This window comes from Jiella flava (assembly GCF_017349315.1).
In the GTDB taxonomy this organism is placed as follows: Bacteria; Pseudomonadota; Alphaproteobacteria; order Rhizobiales; family Rhizobiaceae; genus Jiella; species Jiella flava.
Map to the genome: position 1 here is coordinate 104,733 of NZ_JAFMPP010000005.1, position 15,382 is coordinate 120,114.

Genomic DNA, 15,382 nt, shown 5'->3' on the forward strand with positions numbered 1-15,382 from the left:
CGCTTCGTTGATGGAGCAGGATGGGAATGGGCGGTCCCGCACCTCTCAAAAGCACGGCACGCAGCCGCAATGAGCGCATGATCCTGGAGGTCGTGCGGCGTAACGAAGCCATTGCGCGGGCTGCGATCACCGGCCATACCAATCTCACGCAGCAATCGGTCCATCGCATTGTCGAAGAATTGATTCGCGACGATCTCCTGTTGCCTGGCGATCCGGTGCGCGGCATGCGCGGCCAGCCGAGCCCGCAGATCATGCTCGATAGCGATGCGCGATTTTCCCTCGGCATTTCCGTCAATACCGACTCGGCGACCATTTCTCTTTGCGACCTGAGTTGCCGGATCCGCGAGGAGGTCCGGCTGCGGGTGCGTCCGATGAGCCGGACACAAACCCTCAAGGAACTGCGCGCCATCGCCGACCGGTTGCTGGCGCGAAATGGGGTGTCCTTCGATCGCATCGTCGGTCTGGGAGCGGCCGTCGCCGGCTATTTTATCGCCGATCGTCGTCAGGTGAATGCACCCGAACCGCTGCGCGACTGGTCGCTGGTCGATCTCGAGCCGATGTTGGAAGACGCGTTCGATCTCCCCGTGCGGCTTCAGAACAACGCGACCACGGCTGCGATAGCCGAGGCGTTGCGGGGGGTCGGCCTGCGCTGCCCGACCTTTGCCTATCTGTCGTTCAATTACGGCTTTGGCGGTGGCGTGGTGGTCGAGGGACGTCCGCTTCTCGGCGCGAATGGCAATGCTGGCGAGATGAGTAGCATTCTCAGCCCCGACGAGTCGGAGAGCCGCCCGGCGCTACGTTATCTTCTCGACGCGGTGCGAGAAAATGGTGTCAGTGTCGATTCGGTGGAAGACCTCCATCTGCGTTTCGACCCCGCATGGCCGGGCGTCGACGCCTGGATTGCGCAAACGCTGCCGAGCTTGAACCGGGTGATCAATGCGCTGGCTGCCGTCGTCGATCCGCAGGCGATCGTTTTTGGCGGGCAAATCCCGCCCGAACTCGGCCGCACGCTGATCGCGCGCGCCGGCTTCTGGGCGCGTCATCGCTACGGCGCCGGGCCGAAGCGGCCGGAGCTGTTGTTATCGCAGGTGACGGGCGATGCCGCAGCGGCGGGAGCGGCAATGCTGCCGCTTCGCGAGGCGTTCTTTGCGTGAGACCCTTTGGCCTGCGCGCCGTGCGTCCGACAAGGCGCGCAAAGGCCGCGCGATGTTATTGATTCGACTCATCAGCCTGAAAATCGGTTCCGGTTGCCGGGACGATGTCGTCGTGCGGTTGTCTTCGGCCAAACGGTTCGATCAGCCCCAGGTCGCCGGCCGGGACGGCGCGGTAAAGCGGATGAAGCCTCGGCCGGTTTCGGTCGGCTCGATCGTCGCTTGAACCTTGAACACCGCGCTGATCCGCTCGGCGGTGAGGACGTCGGCCGGGCGGCCGATCGCGACCAGCCGGCCACGTTCCATCACCGCCACGCGGTCGGCGAACATCGCGGCATGGTTGAGATCGTGAAGCGCGACGATGATCGTCGCATCCAGGGCTGTCACCAACGCCAGAATGGCGAGCTGATGCTCGATGTCGAGATGGTTGGTCGGCTCGTCGAGGATCAAAATTTGCGGCTCTTGGGCGAGCGCCCGGGCGATATGGGCGCGCTGGCGTTCGCCGCCCGAGAGCGAATGCCAGGATCGACCGGCCATGTCGGCCATGCCGACGGCGACGAGCGCCCGGTCGACGACCGCTTCATCGCGGGCGCCGCGGGGCGAGAGCGGCCCCAGATGCGGGATGCGGCCGAGGTCCACCACCTCGCGAACGCTCAGCCGTTCGCCGGTTTCGGCGTGCTGTTCGACGAGGGCGATCTGGCGGGCGACGCTGCGCCGATCGAGCCGGTGCAGCGGTGTCCCGTTCAGGGTGACGCGGCCGGCATGGGGCAGGCGCAGCCCGGCGAACATTGAAATCAGCGTCGTCTTGCCGGAGCCGTTCGGCCCGACGATGGCGAGGCATTCGCCCGGCTCGGCGGTGAGGGATACGCCGTCGACCAACGGGCGCCCATTCGCTCGCCGGACGAGGTTGGCGGCGGTCAGCGTCATCGTGCCGTTCCTCCGGCGCCGCTTGGTCGGTGGACGAGGATGAGGGCGAAGGCCGGCGCGCCGACCAGCGCGGTAATCACGCCGATCGGCAGCACCTGACCGGCGATGATGGTGCGCGAGACGACGTCGGCGCCGATCAGGAACACTGCGCCAACGAGGGCCGCGGCTGGCAGTAAGACGACATGTCGGACGCCGACGATCAGCTTGGCGGCGTGCGGAATGACCAGTCCGACAAAGCCGATCGATCCGACGATCGACACCATCACCGCGGTCATCAGCGCGGTGATGGCGATCAGTGTGGCCTGCACCCGGCGAACCGGCACGCCAAGAGCGGCCGCGGCATCGGTGCCGAAGGCGAACGCGTCGAGCGAGCGGGCATGGAGCAAGCAGACGGCGAGGCCGAGCCCGACGATCGGCATCGCCATCCATGCGTCCGGCCAACGCACGCCAGACAGATTGCCGAGCAGCCAGAACATGATGCCGCGTGCTTCGTCCGCCGATGCCGACTTGGTCACGACGAAGGAGGTGAGGGCGTTGAAGAGCTGGGATCCGGCGATGCCGGCCAGGATGATCGCCGTCGGGCCACGTCCGGCAAGGACCGCGAGCAGCGCGACCAGCGAGAAGGCGAGCAGGGCCCCGCAAAGTGCCCCCGCCGAAAGCGTCAGGAGGCCGCCGCCAAGGCCGAGGATTGCCACCGATACCGCGCCGGACGAGGCGCCGGCGGAGATGCCGAGGAGATAGGGGTCGGCAAGGGCATTGCGCAGCAGCGACTGCAGGACGACACCCGACACGGCGAGGGCCGCGCCGCAGGCGGCCGCGACTACAGCCCGTGCCAGACGATAGTTCCAGACAATGCCGGCATCAATCGTGTCGACGGGGTATCCGGCGCCGAAGAGATGATTGGTGATGGTCGCCGCGACGGTGTGAAACGGGATCTGCGTTTCGCCGATCGTTGCCCCGAAGATGACGGTGGCGCCAAGCAGCGCCACCGATAATGCCACGACGCCGAGCAGGCGGGCACCCGCCATCGCCCGGCTGCGGGCAAGGTTCATTTGGCGTATCCTGCGTCTTTGAGCGCTTTGGCCAAGATTTCGATGCCGTCGATGGTTCGGATCGTCGGGTTCATCGCCTGGGCGTCAATTTCGATGATGTGCCCCTGCTTTACAGCGCTCATCTGGCTGGCGACCGGGTCGTCGTGCAGGAACCGCTCCTTGACCGCAACGTCGTCGGCCGGAAAGCGCCGGCGGCTCATCTTGGCAAGGACGATAAAGGTCGGGTTGGCGCGGGCGATGGTCTCCCAGCCGACCGTCGGCCACTCGTCATTGGTCGTGATGACATTCTTCACGCCGAGGGTCGACATGATGTAGCCCGGTGCTCCGAGCTGGCCTGCGACATACGGATCGCCGGCACCGGCGGGGCTGGAGAACCAGAAGACCGCGGACACCGGCTTTTTCACGCCGGCGATCATCGCCTTGGCAGCCGCTTCGCGGGCCTTCAGTTTGGCGATAAGGGCCTGGCCGCGATCCTGGACATTGAAGATCTCGGCGAGATCGGCGATCTCGCGATCGATCAGCGCCGTGGTGAAGGGCTCGCTGCGGGTGCCGTCGCCGCCCGCTGCATTGTTCTTGCCGACGCAGTCCGACGGCGAGGTGTAGACGGGAATGCCGAGATCGGCGAACTGCTTGCGCGTTCCAACGACGCCGTTGGGTCCCACTTGCCACTGGAACTGGTTGGTCACCAGATCGGGGTGCTGCCCGACCACGCTTTCGAAGCTCGGATCGTTATCGGCCAAGCGCTTGACCTTGGCATTTGCGGCCGCGAACTGCGGCAGCACCGGCCCGACCCAGAGCGCAGTGCCGGCGACCTTTTCGGCAAGGCCGAGGGAATAGAGGATTTCCGTCGAACTCTGGCCGATCGAGACGATGTGCGAGGGGGCTTGTTTGAAGGTCAGGGTGACGCCGCAATTTTTCAGCGTCAGCGGATATTTCGTGGCGTCGGCTTTTGCCATTCCAGCGGACAAGGCCAGTGGCAGGGCAATGAGGGCGGAGGCGACAAGGCCTGCGAGCGAGCGTTTACGCGACATGAAATGATATCCTCTCAGGGATCATGGAGACAGCCGTCATCGGTCGGAGCGATCAGCCCCGTTGCGGACGAACGGAAAAAAAACAGCGAGGAGCCGTCAGGAGAGATGGCGCACGACACCAGGATCCGGCACGAGCCAGACTGAGCGTCGAGACGAGGAGGGAGGGCAAATGCGCTAAGTGAGCGCCGTCACGGCAGATCCTTTCCGAGCATCCCCGCTCGAGAGTGGATTGAAGGTCAGACGGCAGGTCTCCTGGCTCGCGGACGAAGGCACCTCTCATCAGCCTTCCCGTGGCGATGGTCACCACAGTGGCGCGGCTTCGATCGTCTCGAAGCCCACCGCGCCGCTATCGGGAGCGTCGCGGGGATGATCGGCATCCGCTTACAGTTGCGGGGGCAGCCACGGTTTCGGCCCCGATTTGGGTCGTCCTCACCGTGTTCCCTTTTAATCCCCGTCGTGTCGATGACCGGGGAACCGTCGTTAGCTGCCTAAGCGATCTTCCGGACAGGGTCAAGCGGTTTGGCGCGGCTTACACCACCAGCGGCGCATAGTGATGCGGCAGCCGCATCAGAACGAGATCCTTGCGGCGCACGACATGGGTCGGATAGGCGCCGCCGAGGCTGCCGGTCTCGATTTCGGCGACAGCGAGGCTGGCATTGTCGGCGACCAGAGCCTCTGTGCGGGGGAACAGGAAGGTGTCGGGGCCGAAGACACCGGACAGGCCAGGATAGCCGTCCATCGGTGCGAACACATTGGCGAAGGCGAAGTAGCAGTTGTTCTCGCCGCCGCGCACCCGGAACTGATGCCAGTGCAGCGGATCGGCACCGGTTGGAATCGGCGTCGGCTGGGCGATCGTGGTACCGTCATGGGCAAGATGAAAGCTGCCCTTCACCGCGGCCGGGCAGGCGATGACGTCGCAGCCGCGAAGAGCGAGAACCCGCCCGGCCTCGGGGAAATCGGCGTCATGGCCGATGAGCAGCCCGAGCCGGCCGAAGGGCAGATCGAACACCGCCCAGTCATCGCCGGCGCTCGCCCAGCCGCGATCGCGTTCGCTGAGATGGGTCTGGCGATAATGGCCGACAAGGCCGTCTGGGCCGACCAGAACGGCGCTGTTGTAGCGCGTCTCACCCTCCGCTTCGGCAAGGCCCACGACGATGAACAGGCCGGTCTTCGTGGCAATCTCGATAAGGCTGGCAACGGCCGGATGATCAAGCGCGATGGCGCTTGCGGCTGGATCGGCCAAGCCGGTCAAGGCCCGTTCGGGCAGCACCAGGAGTTCGGCGTCGTCGCCGGATGCTGTCTCGGCCAGCGTTTCGATCTGGCGCAGATTGGTGGCGCTGTCGCCTTCCGGGGCGAACTGACCGACGGCGATTTTGGCGCCGCGCCCGGCGGGCAGCGGCCGGTGGCCGTAAAGTTTGAAGAAGTCGCTGGGGTTCCAGGCGAAGGTGTTGGTCATCAGCTCCTTGTAGAGTTCCGGCCGGCGCTGGGCGATCACCGGCTCGCCACGCATCCGGCCTTGGCGGGCCCGATCGGGGTCAATCGTCGCGGTAATCACCCCATCGCCGCCGTCGATCACCGCCATGATCTCGGCCTCGGGGCCGATGATGCAGCTCCCGCCGGAGAACTGGACGCCACGCTCGAGCCCCCAGCGATTGCTTTCGATCAGATAGCAGCCATTCTCATAGGCTCGGTTGATCCAGTAGGGCGCCGGCGTGCGCTCGGCGAGCCAGTTGGAAATGTGACAGATGACATCGGCTCCACCCACGGCCGTCAGCCGGGCGGTTTCGATGAAATGGATGTCCATGCAGATCAACAGGGCGATCTTGCCGAGCCGGGTGTCGAACACCTGGTGGCCGCAATCGCCGCTGGCGGCCCATTTCGGCTCGGAAATGTAAGGGTGGGTCTTGCGATGGGTCCCGACGACGCCGTCCGGGCCGATCAGCACCGCCGCGTTGTAGTAAAGGTCGGTGGTCGGATCGACCTCGGGCATGCCGATGACGATGAAGACGTTGCGCCGCTTGGCGATCTCGGCGAAGCGCGCCGTCGTCTCGCCCGGCACCGGCTCGACCATCGATGCGACTTCCGCCCGATCGTACCAGCAATAGCCGGTGGTGCCCATTTCCGGTGTCACGATCAGTTCGGCGCCGGCATCGGCGGCCGCCTCGACCAGCCGGGCGAGCGCTTCGATGTTGCCGGCCTTGTCGCCCATCGTGGGCTCAAACTGCACGGCGGCGGCTTGGAAGGGCGTGGTCATCGCAGGATCTCCGGGATCATTGAGCGTCTTATGGCCATCTCTGCCCCGGTGCTCACCGGCCGGGGCAGAAGACGGTTGGGTCAGGCGGCGAGGCCGGCGATCGACTTCAGCACCGAGGCGCCGACCGTGTATTTCGGATCGACCATGTTGCCGAGGCGGACGCGGCCGCATTGGGTGAGCAGCATGTAGGCGTCAATCTCGTCGAAGCCGAAATCGGCCGCCATCCAACGGATCAGCTCGCGATAGGCGCCGCGGGCGGCGTCCTCCATCGGCCGGGACGAGCCGATGGTCATGTAGAAGGACTCGTTCTCCAGCCGCGGCGTCTTGATCGTCCAGCCCTTGATGAGATCGATGCGCAAGGTGGTGACCGTCGGATGCTCGATGGCGACGCCGCAGAGTTCGCCGTCACCTTGGGCCGCGTGGCAGTCGCCGACATAGAGATAGGCGCCGTCGGTGTTGACCGGCAGATAGATCACCGCGCCCGGCGCGACGTCCGGCAGATCCATGTTGCCGCCGTAATAGTCCGGGACGAGCGAGGAGATCGCTTCGATCTCCGGCGCCGTGCCGATGGTGCCGATGAACGGCTCGTAGGGCAGCGAGATCGTGTCGTTCCACTTGACGCCGGTGGCCTCGTCGACCTCGAGCTTTTTGACCCGCTCCGGCAGCGCCGGGTTCAGCATCGCCGTATCCGCGGTCGGCACCAGGCCGCCGAATTCCGGCATGATCACCGTGGTGCCGCGTGGCTGCGGACCCCTCGGCACGATGCTCTCGATGTAGACGGCGAGGCAGTCGCCCTTTTCCGCACCATTGACGTAGATCGGACCGTTCTGCGGGTTGAGATAAGGGAAGTTGAGGATCTCGCTCGGCTTGTCGGTTTCCTTCTGGATCTTGCCCTCGAAAGCATCGTGGGTCTCGGCCGAGACCACCGCGCCGGGATCGACGGTGAGGATCGGATCGGCATAGGCGCCGTAGACGTAGTGATAGCGGCCCTGGCTCGCTTCGGTGATGGAATGGCTCGTCAGGGCCTGGCCCTTGGCGACGGCCTTGCGGGCCATGATGGATTGGTCGAACCAGCTCATTGTCGTGTCCTCTTTCGATTGTCGTTCCAAGGGGGGCTGGCCGTCAGACCGCGAGATAGCGGCGGACAGTATCGCGATCGTCCAAAGCGGCCTTGTCGATTTCGGCTGTGACGGTCCCCTTGTCCATGACGTAGCAACGCTCCGCCATTGCTCGGATCATGTCCAGATTCTGCTCGACGAAGACCACGGTGATGCCGGTCTTGGCGTTGAGCTCGACAATAATGCGGGCAATGTCCTGGACGATGTTAGGCTGGATGCCTTCCGACGGCTCGTCGAGCAGGATCAGATCGGGATCGCCCATCAGCACCCGGCCGATGGCGAGCTGCTGCTGCTGGCCGCCGGACAGCGTACCGGCGCGCTGATGGCGCCGTTCCTTGAGGATCGGGAAGAAGCTGTAGATCTGCTCCAGCCGGACCTTCGCCTCGCGCTCGCCGGACTGGTCGATCGACTGGCCGACGAGGAGATTTTCGATCACGCTCATGCGGGGAAAGACGTCGCGCCCCTGCGGGACGTAACCGATGCCGAGCCGCGCCCGCTTGTGGGCGGAGAGGCCGTGAACCTCGGCGCCTGCGAACAGGATCGCGCCCTTTTGCGGCGGTATCAGGCCGATCAGGCTCTTCATCAGCGTCGACTTGCCGACCCCGTTGCGGCCGATCACCGCGACGATCTCGCCCTCGCGCACGCTGATATCGACGCCTTGCAGCACCGGTTTGCCGCCATAGCCGGACCGCAGGCCCATGGTTTCGAGAAGGACCTCCCTACGCATGGACCTCTCCGAGATAAATCGCGGCGACGCGCTCGTCGGCGACGATCTCGTCGATCGAGCCCTGCGCGAAGACCTTGCCAAAATGCAGCACGGTGACCTTGTGGGCGATCTGGCGCACGAAGGCCATGTCGTGCTCGACGGCGAGCACGCTGACGCCCTCGGCATTCAGCGCCTGGACCATCTCGCCGGTGGCGAAGGTCTCGTCCGGCGTCATGCCGGCGGTCGGCTCGTCGAGCAGCAACAGCTTCGGCTTCAGCGCGATCGCCATGCCGATTTCGAGCCATTGCTTCTGACCGTGGCTGAGCGCGCCGGCGAGCTGCTTTTCCGCGTCTTTGAGCTTCAAAAACTCCAAGAGCCGATCGATCTCTTCGTCGAGCGAGGCACCGACGAGATGATGCTGCAGCGCGATCTGCAGATTCTGCCGGACCCGCAAGGCCTGGAAGATGCCGGGCACCTGGAACTTGACCGAAATGCCCCGGCGGATCCGCTCGAACGGCTTTTCCTTGGTGATGTCGGCGCCGTCATAGAGGATGGCGCCGGCAGACGACGTGTGTTCGCCAAGCACGAGCCGGAAGAAGGTGCTCTTGCCGGCACCGTTCGGGCCGATCAGGCAATGCACTTCGCCGGTTTCGACGGTGAAGTCGACATTGTCGGTGACGTGCAGGCCGCCAAACCATTTGTCGAGCTTTTGGGTTTGAAGGATCGCCATCACGCCGTCTCCCGAGCCAGCCGACGCCGCAAGCCCTTGGAGACAAATGAGCCGACGGTGATGATGATGCCGCTCGGTGCGGCGAGAATGGTGACGACCAGGAGCAAGCCCATGACGACCAGGGCGTATTGGCTGCCGTAGATCGTCAGGGCCTGGAAGCCGGCAAGGACCAGCAGGGTGCCGACCAGCGTCGTCGTCAGATCGCTGCGGCCGCCGACGGCGACCCAGACCACCGGCAGCGCTGCGGCCGACATGCCCATCGAGGACGGGGTGATGTAGTTGCCCCAGGCGGTGTAGAGGACGCCCGAGAGACCGGCGAGGGCCGAACCGATGACAAAGCCGATCAGCTGATACTTGCGCACGTCGTAGCCGAGCATTTCGGCCCGCTGCGGATTTTCCCGAATCGCCACCAGAACGTTGCCGAAGCGCGAATTCACCAGCATGCGCAGGGCGAGATAGGCGATCACCAGCAGGGCGAGCGTGACGTAATAGAGCGGCACGTCGGGAAAGAGCACCACGTCGCCGCCCGGCCAGGGAATGGTCAGCGACGGCATGTTGCCCATGCCGTTGAAGCCGTTGAGGCGGGCTGAGCCGATCACCCATTGCGGGCCGGCGGTCTGCGACATGAAGCGTTCGAGCACCAACGTCACCGACAAGGTGACGATGCCGAGGAACACGCCGCTGATCCGGCCGAAGAACAGGAAATAGCCGAGAACCGCGGCAAACAGCGCCGAGAGACCGACGGCGGCAAGAAGCGAGACCAGCGTCAGGCCGTAGGCGTCGCCGAGATTGATGGTGAGGACGCCATAGGCGTAGCCGGCGACACCGAAGAACGCCGTCTGACCGAAGGAGAGGGCACCGCCATAGCCCCAGATCAGGCTGAGCCCGAGCGCCATGAAGGCCCAGTTGAAGAAGTAGACGTTGTTGCCGACGTCATAGCCGTCCGCAAACAGCGGATAAATGCAGGCGAGCGCCAGAACGACGACGAAGCCGGACCAGAAGCCGATCCCCTTGCCGAGGGTCTGTGGGCCTTCGAGAAGACGGAAGGCAGACGTGAAGGCGTTGGGTGAAGACACGTCAGGCCCTTTCCCGCAAGATGAAGCCTGTGAGGCCGCGTGGCAGCACGCGGATGACGAGAACGACGGCGACGAGCAGGCCGATCTGGCCGGCGAGCTGACCTTGCCAGGAGGTCAGTCCCGCCTTGACCACGGCGAGGATCGCGGCGGCCGGCGCGGTGCCGAGGAAGATGTCCGCGCCGCCGACGACGACGGTGACGAAGGCCTCGATGACGAAGGTCGCGCCCATCGTCGGCACCAGCGTCATCGTCGGGGCGTAGAGACCGCCGGCAAGGCCCGCGAGCGCCGCGCCGAGGCCGAAGGTGAGCATGTAGATGAGGGAGGTGTCGACGCCGAGCGCCTCGGCGATGTGCGGCACCTGGATGGTGGCGCGGGCCAGAACACCGAAGCGGGTGCGGGTGAAGATCACCCAGAGCAAGGCGAGGGTGGCGACGGCGGCGGCCATCAGCACGAGCCGGTAGATCGAATAGCCGTAGCCGCCGACCATGAAGCTGCCGAAGGGCGTGCCGGTGCTCTGCATCGACGGTCCGAGCAGGATCAGCGTGCCCTGGGTCGCGATCATCGAGATGCCCCAGGTGACGACGATCGTATCGAGTGGCCGGGCATAGAGCCGGCGGATGACGACGCGCTCGAGCAGCATGCCGACAAGGCCGGCGACGAGCCCGCCGAGGAGAATGGAAAAAGGCAGCGGCAAGCCGAGATGGGCAGCGGTCGTCGAGACATAGGCGCCGCACAGGATGAATTCGCCATGGGCAAGGTTGATCACCCCCATCATGCCGAAGATCACCGCAAGGCCACAGGCGGAAAGGACCAGAAAGGCGAAGGCGTCTCCGGTCTGGTAGAGAAAGGCAAAGAGGCCGGACAGAAAATCCATGGACGCATCCCGTGGCGTTTGGCCGAGGTGCCGGGCAAGACGCAGGCTCTTGCCCAAAGAAGCGGGGAGGGCCCGGGCGGCGCCGGAGCTGTGGCTCAGGCCTGCCGCCGCCATACGGGGCGGCAAGCTGGCGTGGCCGTGATCTCTGGCGGGCGACCCGGCCTTCGATTACTTGCCGTCCTTCTTGGGGTTCTGAGACGGCGTATACTGGGCTTCCGGATTGCTCTTGGTCAGATCGCAGCCGACCTGGCCGAGCCAGTAGGGCTTCACGTCCTGCCAGATCTTCGGGAAGGAGATCGAGTGATCCTCGTTGACCTTCGCCAGATAGATCGTGTGTGACATGTGCTGGCTCTTCGGGTCGATACAGACCTTGCCCTCCGGCGCATCGAGGCAGACGTCGCCCTTGGCGATGACCTTGCGGATCGCGTCGTGGTTGGTGCTGCCGGCGCGCTCGACCATCTCCTTGTAGAGATAGACGGCGTCATAAGAGTTCTCGGCCTCCTGGTTGATATAGGGCTCGTCCGGGAACATCGCGTGCCAGCGCTTCACCAAGTCCTTGCTTTTCGGATTGTCGACTTCCTCGATCCAGTTCGTGGTGACATACATGTTGGCCAGCGAGGGCGCCTTGAAGCGCTTGTGCTCGTAGCCCTGGCCGACATTGACCGACGAGGCCATCGGTAGCTTCAGATTGGCCGAGAGCGCCTGTTCGTAATAGGACGACTGGGCGGTGCCGACGAGCAGGGTGACGACGAAGTCCGGTTTGGCCTTCTGGATGTTCTGGATGGTCTGCGAGAACTGCGAGACGCCGAGCGGGATGAACTCCTCGCCGACCATCTGGCCGCCATTTTCCTTGACGATGTCGCGGACCCATTCGGCCGAGATCTGACCGAAATTGTAGTCGGCGGCGATCGTGTAGACCTTCTTGCCGAACTTTTTCATCATATAGGGAAGCAGCGTCGAAAACTGCTGTTCGGGCACCGCGCCGGTGACGATCATATTGGCGTCGCAGACGCCGCCTTCGTATTGGTTGTTGTAGAAGGCGAGGCCCTTAAACTGGTCGACGATCGGCCGATAGGCCTCGCGCGAGGCCGAGGAAAAGCCGGCGAAGACGACGTCGACCTTGTCGCGCTGCAGGACCCGGCGCATGAATTCCTGATAGCGGCGGTTGTCGGACTGGGTATCGTAGATCACCAGCTTGATCGGGCGGCCGTCGATGCCCCCCTTGGCGTTGATTTCCTTCGTTGCCAGCTGGATGCCATGCACCTTGCCGATGGTGGCGAGGGCGAAATCACCGGACTGATCTTCGAGGACGCCGATTTTGATCGGGGTCTTGTCCTCGGCCAGGGTCGCCGTCGACAAGGCAAAAAGGGTCCCCAGCGCCGCGAGGGCGCTTGCTGCGTGCTTGTCCATCGTTGTCTCCGTGTCGGGGAATTAGTCGGCGGATCGGAGCTGTTGGGGCGGCTCGGATCCGCATTCGGGTCTCGCCGCACTCCGTTGGACGACGAATTGGCAGTAGGTTTCAATGCTGACGCGGGCGTGCATGCTCTGGTTGCGCAGATGCGCGAAGGCGGCTTCATCGTCGCAGCCGCGTTCGCGCATGACCTCAAGCACCGCCTTGATGACGAAGCGGCGCTGGTGCCGGCGTTGTTCCTGCGCCTTGATCACCTCGGCCTGAGCGGCCTTGCGGGCATGCTCGTTGATGGCGAGATAGAGCGCCGAATAGACCGCGCCGGAATGGATCGGCTTCGGTATAAAGGCGGTCGCGCCGAGTTGCATCAGGGTCTTCAGCCGGCTCGGCGCCTGCATGCCGACGAGGCCGATCACCGGCACCAGCGGGGTTAGTCCATCGCTCTTCAGCCGCGGGATGAAGGGCATGCGCAACAGATCGCCGTCGATGAGCACGACGTCGCGGCTGGCGTCGAGATCCTCCGCCGACCATTCCAGCGGCGCTTCGGCCATGCTGTTTTCGTTGACGATCAGGCCAAGCCGCCCCAGCACCGGCGAAAGCGTCGCTCCGAGCCTTGTATCGTCGCTGATGAGGATTGCGTTTCGGTGGCTGAAATTCTGGATGTAGCGGTGCACGGCCATCAGATCACCCTCAGCTTCGGACGGGTGGAAACGATTTCGAGAGGCGGTGTCGTTCTGACGAGATAGGGATCGGGTTGCACCGGTCGTGCGGCTTCGACCAGGATGTCGAACTGGCAGTCGGAGCGCGAGCGGCCGATCCGTGGCGTCAGATAGGTGTGCATGGTTTCGGGGTCGAGCGTGACTCGGCCCTGGGGGGCTTGGAAGCTTTCGCCCCGCGCGGCCGACCGGACGTGGCTCGCATCGTCGCTGCCGGCCTTGGCGAGCGCGGCGGCGAGGAAGCGGAGGGCAATATAGGCCGCCTCGGCTTCCACCGATGCCGGCGGGCCATCCGGGAACATGGCGTTGTAGGTTGCCACGAAGCGCTGGTTCGCGGGGCTGTCGATCGAGGTGAAATAGACCGAAGAGCTGAGATGGCCGTCGACCGCTTCCGGCCCGATTTCTAGGAGTTCCGGTTCGGAGAGGTTGCAGCTGGCGATCGGAAAGCGCGTCTTCTGGTCGATGCCGCGGGCCGCGCAGGCGGCGCGGAACTGGCGGAAGAAGTCATAGGCCGATTGACCGATCAGGGCGTTGAAGACAAAATCCGGCTTCGCCTTGATGATCGACGCGATGATCGTCTCGAAATCGGTCTCGCCGACGGCGACGTAGCGCTCGAAGAGCACCCGGCCGCCGCGCTCGGTGAGATCCTCGCGCAGCACGCGGCTGCTCTCCCAGCCCCAGATGTAGTTCGAGCCAACGCAGCAGGCCTTCTTGCCGTGGTTCTCGACGAGATGATCGACCAGGGGCGACATGTGATGGTTGGGCGCGGTGCCGGTATAAACGACGTTTTCCGAGCTTTCGAAGCCCTCGTAGTGGGCCGGATACCAGAGCAGCGCGTCGCGCTTTTCGAACAGCGGGATGACCTCTTTGCGGCTCGACGAGGTGTAGCAACCGACAACCTGGCGGATGCCACGCTCGAGCATCGCCTCGGCGGCGGGCGCATAGGCGGTGAGTTGGCTGCCCGGATCGATGATTTCCGGCACGAGCTGGATCGCGCCAGCCGGGTCTTCATTGGTCTCGCGGCAGGCCATCAGCGCCCCCTGCAGCATCGTCCTGCCGACGGCGCCATAGCTGCCGCTGGTCGAGAACAAGATGCCGATTGGATAGCGCGTCGTTGTCACATCAAGGCCTCAACACAAAAAAACCCGTCAGCACGAAAGTGCTGTCCGGGCGACACTGCCGATATTCCATGAAGGTGTCATTGTCCGGCGCATTATTGAGCAACGTTGCTCTGCGCACAGGATTTAAGCTGGCGCGTTTCCGAAGGCTTGTCAAGCGCTGGTGTTTGCGTTTTCAAACTTTCCTCGATCGGCTTGCCAGACGCCGAAAAATCTGTCCCGCTAGGGCATTGGCCCGAACAGTTGAACGCCGGCGGGCGGGGACGATGTCCGGAGGATCTGTCCAAGAGATCAGGGATTGGGGGCGTTTTCGCGCGTCGGCTTGTCGGCTCGGCGTGTGATCGAAACGGGTGGCGAGGGGCCGCCTGCGGCGCAATGCAATCGAACCGCGAAAGATCGATCCATGGATCTGAAGTTGCAAGGATTGAGGGCCGTCGTGACCGGCGGGACCAAAGGCATCGGGCGCGCCATTGTGCAGGGCCTGGTCGGCGAAGGAGTGGCGGTGGCGTTTTGCGCCCGCAGCCAGGATGGCGTCGATGTCGCCTTGAAGGAGCTGCGCCATGGCGGCGCGAGCGTTCACGGCGAAGCCGTTGACGTTGCCGACAAGGCCGGTCTGCCGAAATTCGTCGGCCGGGCCGCCTCGGCGCTCGGCGGGATCGACATCGTGGTCGCCAATGTCAGCGCCCTGGCGATCGGCGGCGACGAGGCGAGCTGGCAGGCCGGCTTCGACACCGACATGATGGGCACGGTGCGGCTGGTCGAGGCGGCGATGCCCTATTTGGAGGCGAGCGATGCGGCCGCGATCGTCACCATCGCCAGCGTGTCGGGTCGGGAGATCGATTTCGCCGCCGGGCCCTATGGCGCCTTCAAAGCCGCGATCATCCATTACACGCAAGGATTGGCCTTCCGGCTGGCGCCGAAGACGATCCGCGCCAACACCGTTTCACCCGGCAATACCTATTTCGAAGGCGGCTTCTGGCACCAGATCGAGACCGGCAATCCGACGCTCTATGCCGATGCCCTGGCGCTGAATCCGACAGGGCGGATGGCGACGCCGGAGGAAATCGCCAATGGCGTTCTCTTTCTCGCAAGCCCTGCGGCGAGCTTCGTCACCGGCACCAACCTGGTCGTTGACGGCGCCTTGACCCGCGGGGTGCAGCTCTGATGAGCGATCCGTCACTGCAATCTGTGGCCGTGACCGGCAGGACGCCGCGGCTTCGT

General features: G+C 64.5%; 14 protein-coding genes and 1 riboswitch. Of the genes, 2 read left to right on the forward strand and 12 right to left on the reverse strand.

Going from position 1 to position 15,382, the window contains the following annotated elements:
* Positions 1-26: 26 nt before the first annotated feature.
* The gene (locus J1C48_RS07755; protein ID WP_231081724.1) at positions 27-1,154 is read left to right on the forward strand and encodes an ROK family transcriptional regulator; all 1,128 of its coding nucleotides are present in this window, start codon (positions 27-29) and stop codon (positions 1,152-1,154) included.
* Positions 1,155-1,295: 141 nt separating this feature from the next.
* On the opposite strand, the gene J1C48_RS07760 is transcribed toward J1C48_RS07755, so the two are convergent.
* The 12 genes from J1C48_RS07760 to J1C48_RS07815 all read right to left on the reverse strand — a co-directional run bounded on the left by J1C48_RS07760 (position 1,296) and on the right by J1C48_RS07815 (position 14,164).
* Entirely contained in the window at positions 1,296-2,078 is a 783-nt protein-coding gene (locus tag J1C48_RS07760) for an ABC transporter ATP-binding protein (RefSeq protein ID WP_207257257.1), read from the reverse strand.
* The gene (locus tag J1C48_RS07765; RefSeq protein ID WP_207257258.1) at positions 2,075-3,130 is read right to left on the reverse strand and encodes a FecCD family ABC transporter permease; all 1,056 of its coding nucleotides are present in this window, start codon (positions 3,128-3,130) and stop codon (positions 2,075-2,077) included. Before J1C48_RS07765 ends, J1C48_RS07760 begins: the two co-directional genes overlap by 4 nt.
* Positions 3,127-4,161, reverse strand: coding sequence for an ABC transporter substrate-binding protein (locus tag J1C48_RS07770; protein ID WP_207257259.1), 1,035 nt, complete (start codon positions 4,159-4,161; stop codon positions 3,127-3,129). Before J1C48_RS07770 ends, J1C48_RS07765 begins: the two co-directional genes overlap by 4 nt.
* A 225-nt stretch (positions 4,162-4,386) precedes the next feature.
* A riboswitch (cobalamin riboswitch) is annotated at positions 4,387-4,655 on the reverse strand.
* Positions 4,656-4,690: 35 nt separating this feature from the next.
* Positions 4,691-6,415, reverse strand: coding sequence for a nitrilase-related carbon-nitrogen hydrolase (locus J1C48_RS07775; protein WP_207257260.1), 1,725 nt, complete (start codon positions 6,413-6,415; stop codon positions 4,691-4,693).
* 80 nt (positions 6,416-6,495) lie between these two features.
* Complete coding sequence (locus J1C48_RS07780; RefSeq protein WP_207257261.1) at positions 6,496-7,494, reverse strand: acetamidase/formamidase family protein; 999 nt, start codon at positions 7,492-7,494, stop codon at positions 6,496-6,498.
* A 43-nt stretch (positions 7,495-7,537) separates the two neighbouring features.
* A complete protein-coding gene (locus tag J1C48_RS07785) occupies positions 7,538-8,260 on the reverse strand; it encodes an ABC transporter ATP-binding protein (protein ID WP_207257262.1) in 723 nt (240 codons plus the stop codon).
* Complete coding sequence (locus J1C48_RS07790) at positions 8,253-8,969, reverse strand: ABC transporter ATP-binding protein (protein ID WP_207257263.1); 717 nt, start codon at positions 8,967-8,969, stop codon at positions 8,253-8,255. The genes J1C48_RS07785 and J1C48_RS07790 overlap by 8 nt, the downstream gene beginning before the upstream one ends.
* The gene (locus J1C48_RS07795; RefSeq protein ID WP_207257264.1) at positions 8,969-10,045 is read right to left on the reverse strand and encodes an ABC transporter permease subunit; all 1,077 of its coding nucleotides are present in this window, start codon (positions 10,043-10,045) and stop codon (positions 8,969-8,971) included. The genes J1C48_RS07790 and J1C48_RS07795 overlap by 1 nt, the downstream gene beginning before the upstream one ends.
* Before the next feature lies 1 nt (position 10,046).
* On the reverse strand, positions 10,047-10,919 hold the full coding sequence (locus J1C48_RS07800; protein ID WP_207257265.1) for an ABC transporter permease subunit: 873 nt from the start codon (positions 10,917-10,919) through the stop codon (positions 10,047-10,049).
* A gap of 168 nt (positions 10,920-11,087) precedes the next feature.
* The gene (locus J1C48_RS07805) at positions 11,088-12,329 is read right to left on the reverse strand and encodes an urea ABC transporter substrate-binding protein (RefSeq protein WP_207257266.1); all 1,242 of its coding nucleotides are present in this window, start codon (positions 12,327-12,329) and stop codon (positions 11,088-11,090) included.
* Between the two features lie 21 nt (positions 12,330-12,350).
* Positions 12,351-13,007: an ANTAR domain-containing response regulator gene (locus J1C48_RS07810; RefSeq protein ID WP_207257267.1), complete on the reverse strand. Its 657-nt coding sequence runs from the start codon at positions 13,005-13,007 to the stop codon at positions 12,351-12,353.
* A complete protein-coding gene (locus J1C48_RS07815; protein WP_207257268.1) occupies positions 13,007-14,164 on the reverse strand; it encodes a transporter substrate-binding protein in 1,158 nt (385 codons plus the stop codon). The genes J1C48_RS07810 and J1C48_RS07815 overlap by 1 nt, the downstream gene beginning before the upstream one ends.
* A 400-nt stretch (positions 14,165-14,564) precedes the next feature.
* Here J1C48_RS07815 and J1C48_RS07820 point away from each other — a divergent pair, with 400 nt between their 5' ends.
* Positions 14,565-15,326: an SDR family NAD(P)-dependent oxidoreductase gene (locus J1C48_RS07820; protein ID WP_207257269.1), complete on the forward strand. Its 762-nt coding sequence runs from the start codon at positions 14,565-14,567 to the stop codon at positions 15,324-15,326.
* The last annotated feature ends 56 nt before the right edge of the window (positions 15,327-15,382 follow it).

What these genes read in the sequence shown, in the direction of transcription:
- J1C48_RS07810 (WP_207257267.1), bottom strand. Translation starts at nt 13,007, where the DNA reads ATGGCCGTGCACCGCTACATCCAGAATTTCAGCCACCGAAACGCAATC.
- J1C48_RS07800 (WP_207257265.1), bottom strand. Translation starts at nt 10,919, where the DNA reads ATGGATTTTCTGTCCGGCCTCTTTGCCTTTCTCTACCAGACCGGAGAC.
- J1C48_RS07760 (WP_207257257.1), bottom strand. Translation starts at nt 2,078, where the DNA reads ATGACGCTGACCGCCGCCAACCTCGTCCGGCGAGCGAATGGGCGCCCG.
- J1C48_RS07780 (WP_207257261.1), bottom strand. Translation starts at nt 7,494, where the DNA reads ATGAGCTGGTTCGACCAATCCATCATGGCCCGCAAGGCCGTCGCCAAG.
- J1C48_RS07805 (WP_207257266.1), bottom strand. Translation starts at nt 12,329, where the DNA reads ATGGACAAGCACGCAGCAAGCGCCCTCGCGGCGCTGGGGACCCTTTTT.
- J1C48_RS07755 (WP_231081724.1), top strand. Translation starts at nt 27, where the DNA reads ATGGGCGGTCCCGCACCTCTCAAAAGCACGGCACGCAGCCGCAATGAG.
- J1C48_RS07770 (WP_207257259.1), bottom strand. Translation starts at nt 4,161, where the DNA reads ATGTCGCGTAAACGCTCGCTCGCAGGCCTTGTCGCCTCCGCCCTCATT.
- J1C48_RS07765 (WP_207257258.1), bottom strand. Translation starts at nt 3,130, where the DNA reads ATGAACCTTGCCCGCAGCCGGGCGATGGCGGGTGCCCGCCTGCTCGGC.
- J1C48_RS07785 (WP_207257262.1), bottom strand. Translation starts at nt 8,260, where the DNA reads ATGCGTAGGGAGGTCCTTCTCGAAACCATGGGCCTGCGGTCCGGCTAT.
- J1C48_RS07820 (WP_207257269.1), top strand. Translation starts at nt 14,565, where the DNA reads ATGGATCTGAAGTTGCAAGGATTGAGGGCCGTCGTGACCGGCGGGACC.
- J1C48_RS07790 (WP_207257263.1), bottom strand. Translation starts at nt 8,969, where the DNA reads ATGGCGATCCTTCAAACCCAAAAGCTCGACAAATGGTTTGGCGGCCTG.
- J1C48_RS07775 (WP_207257260.1), bottom strand. Translation starts at nt 6,415, where the DNA reads ATGACCACGCCCTTCCAAGCCGCCGCCGTGCAGTTTGAGCCCACGATG.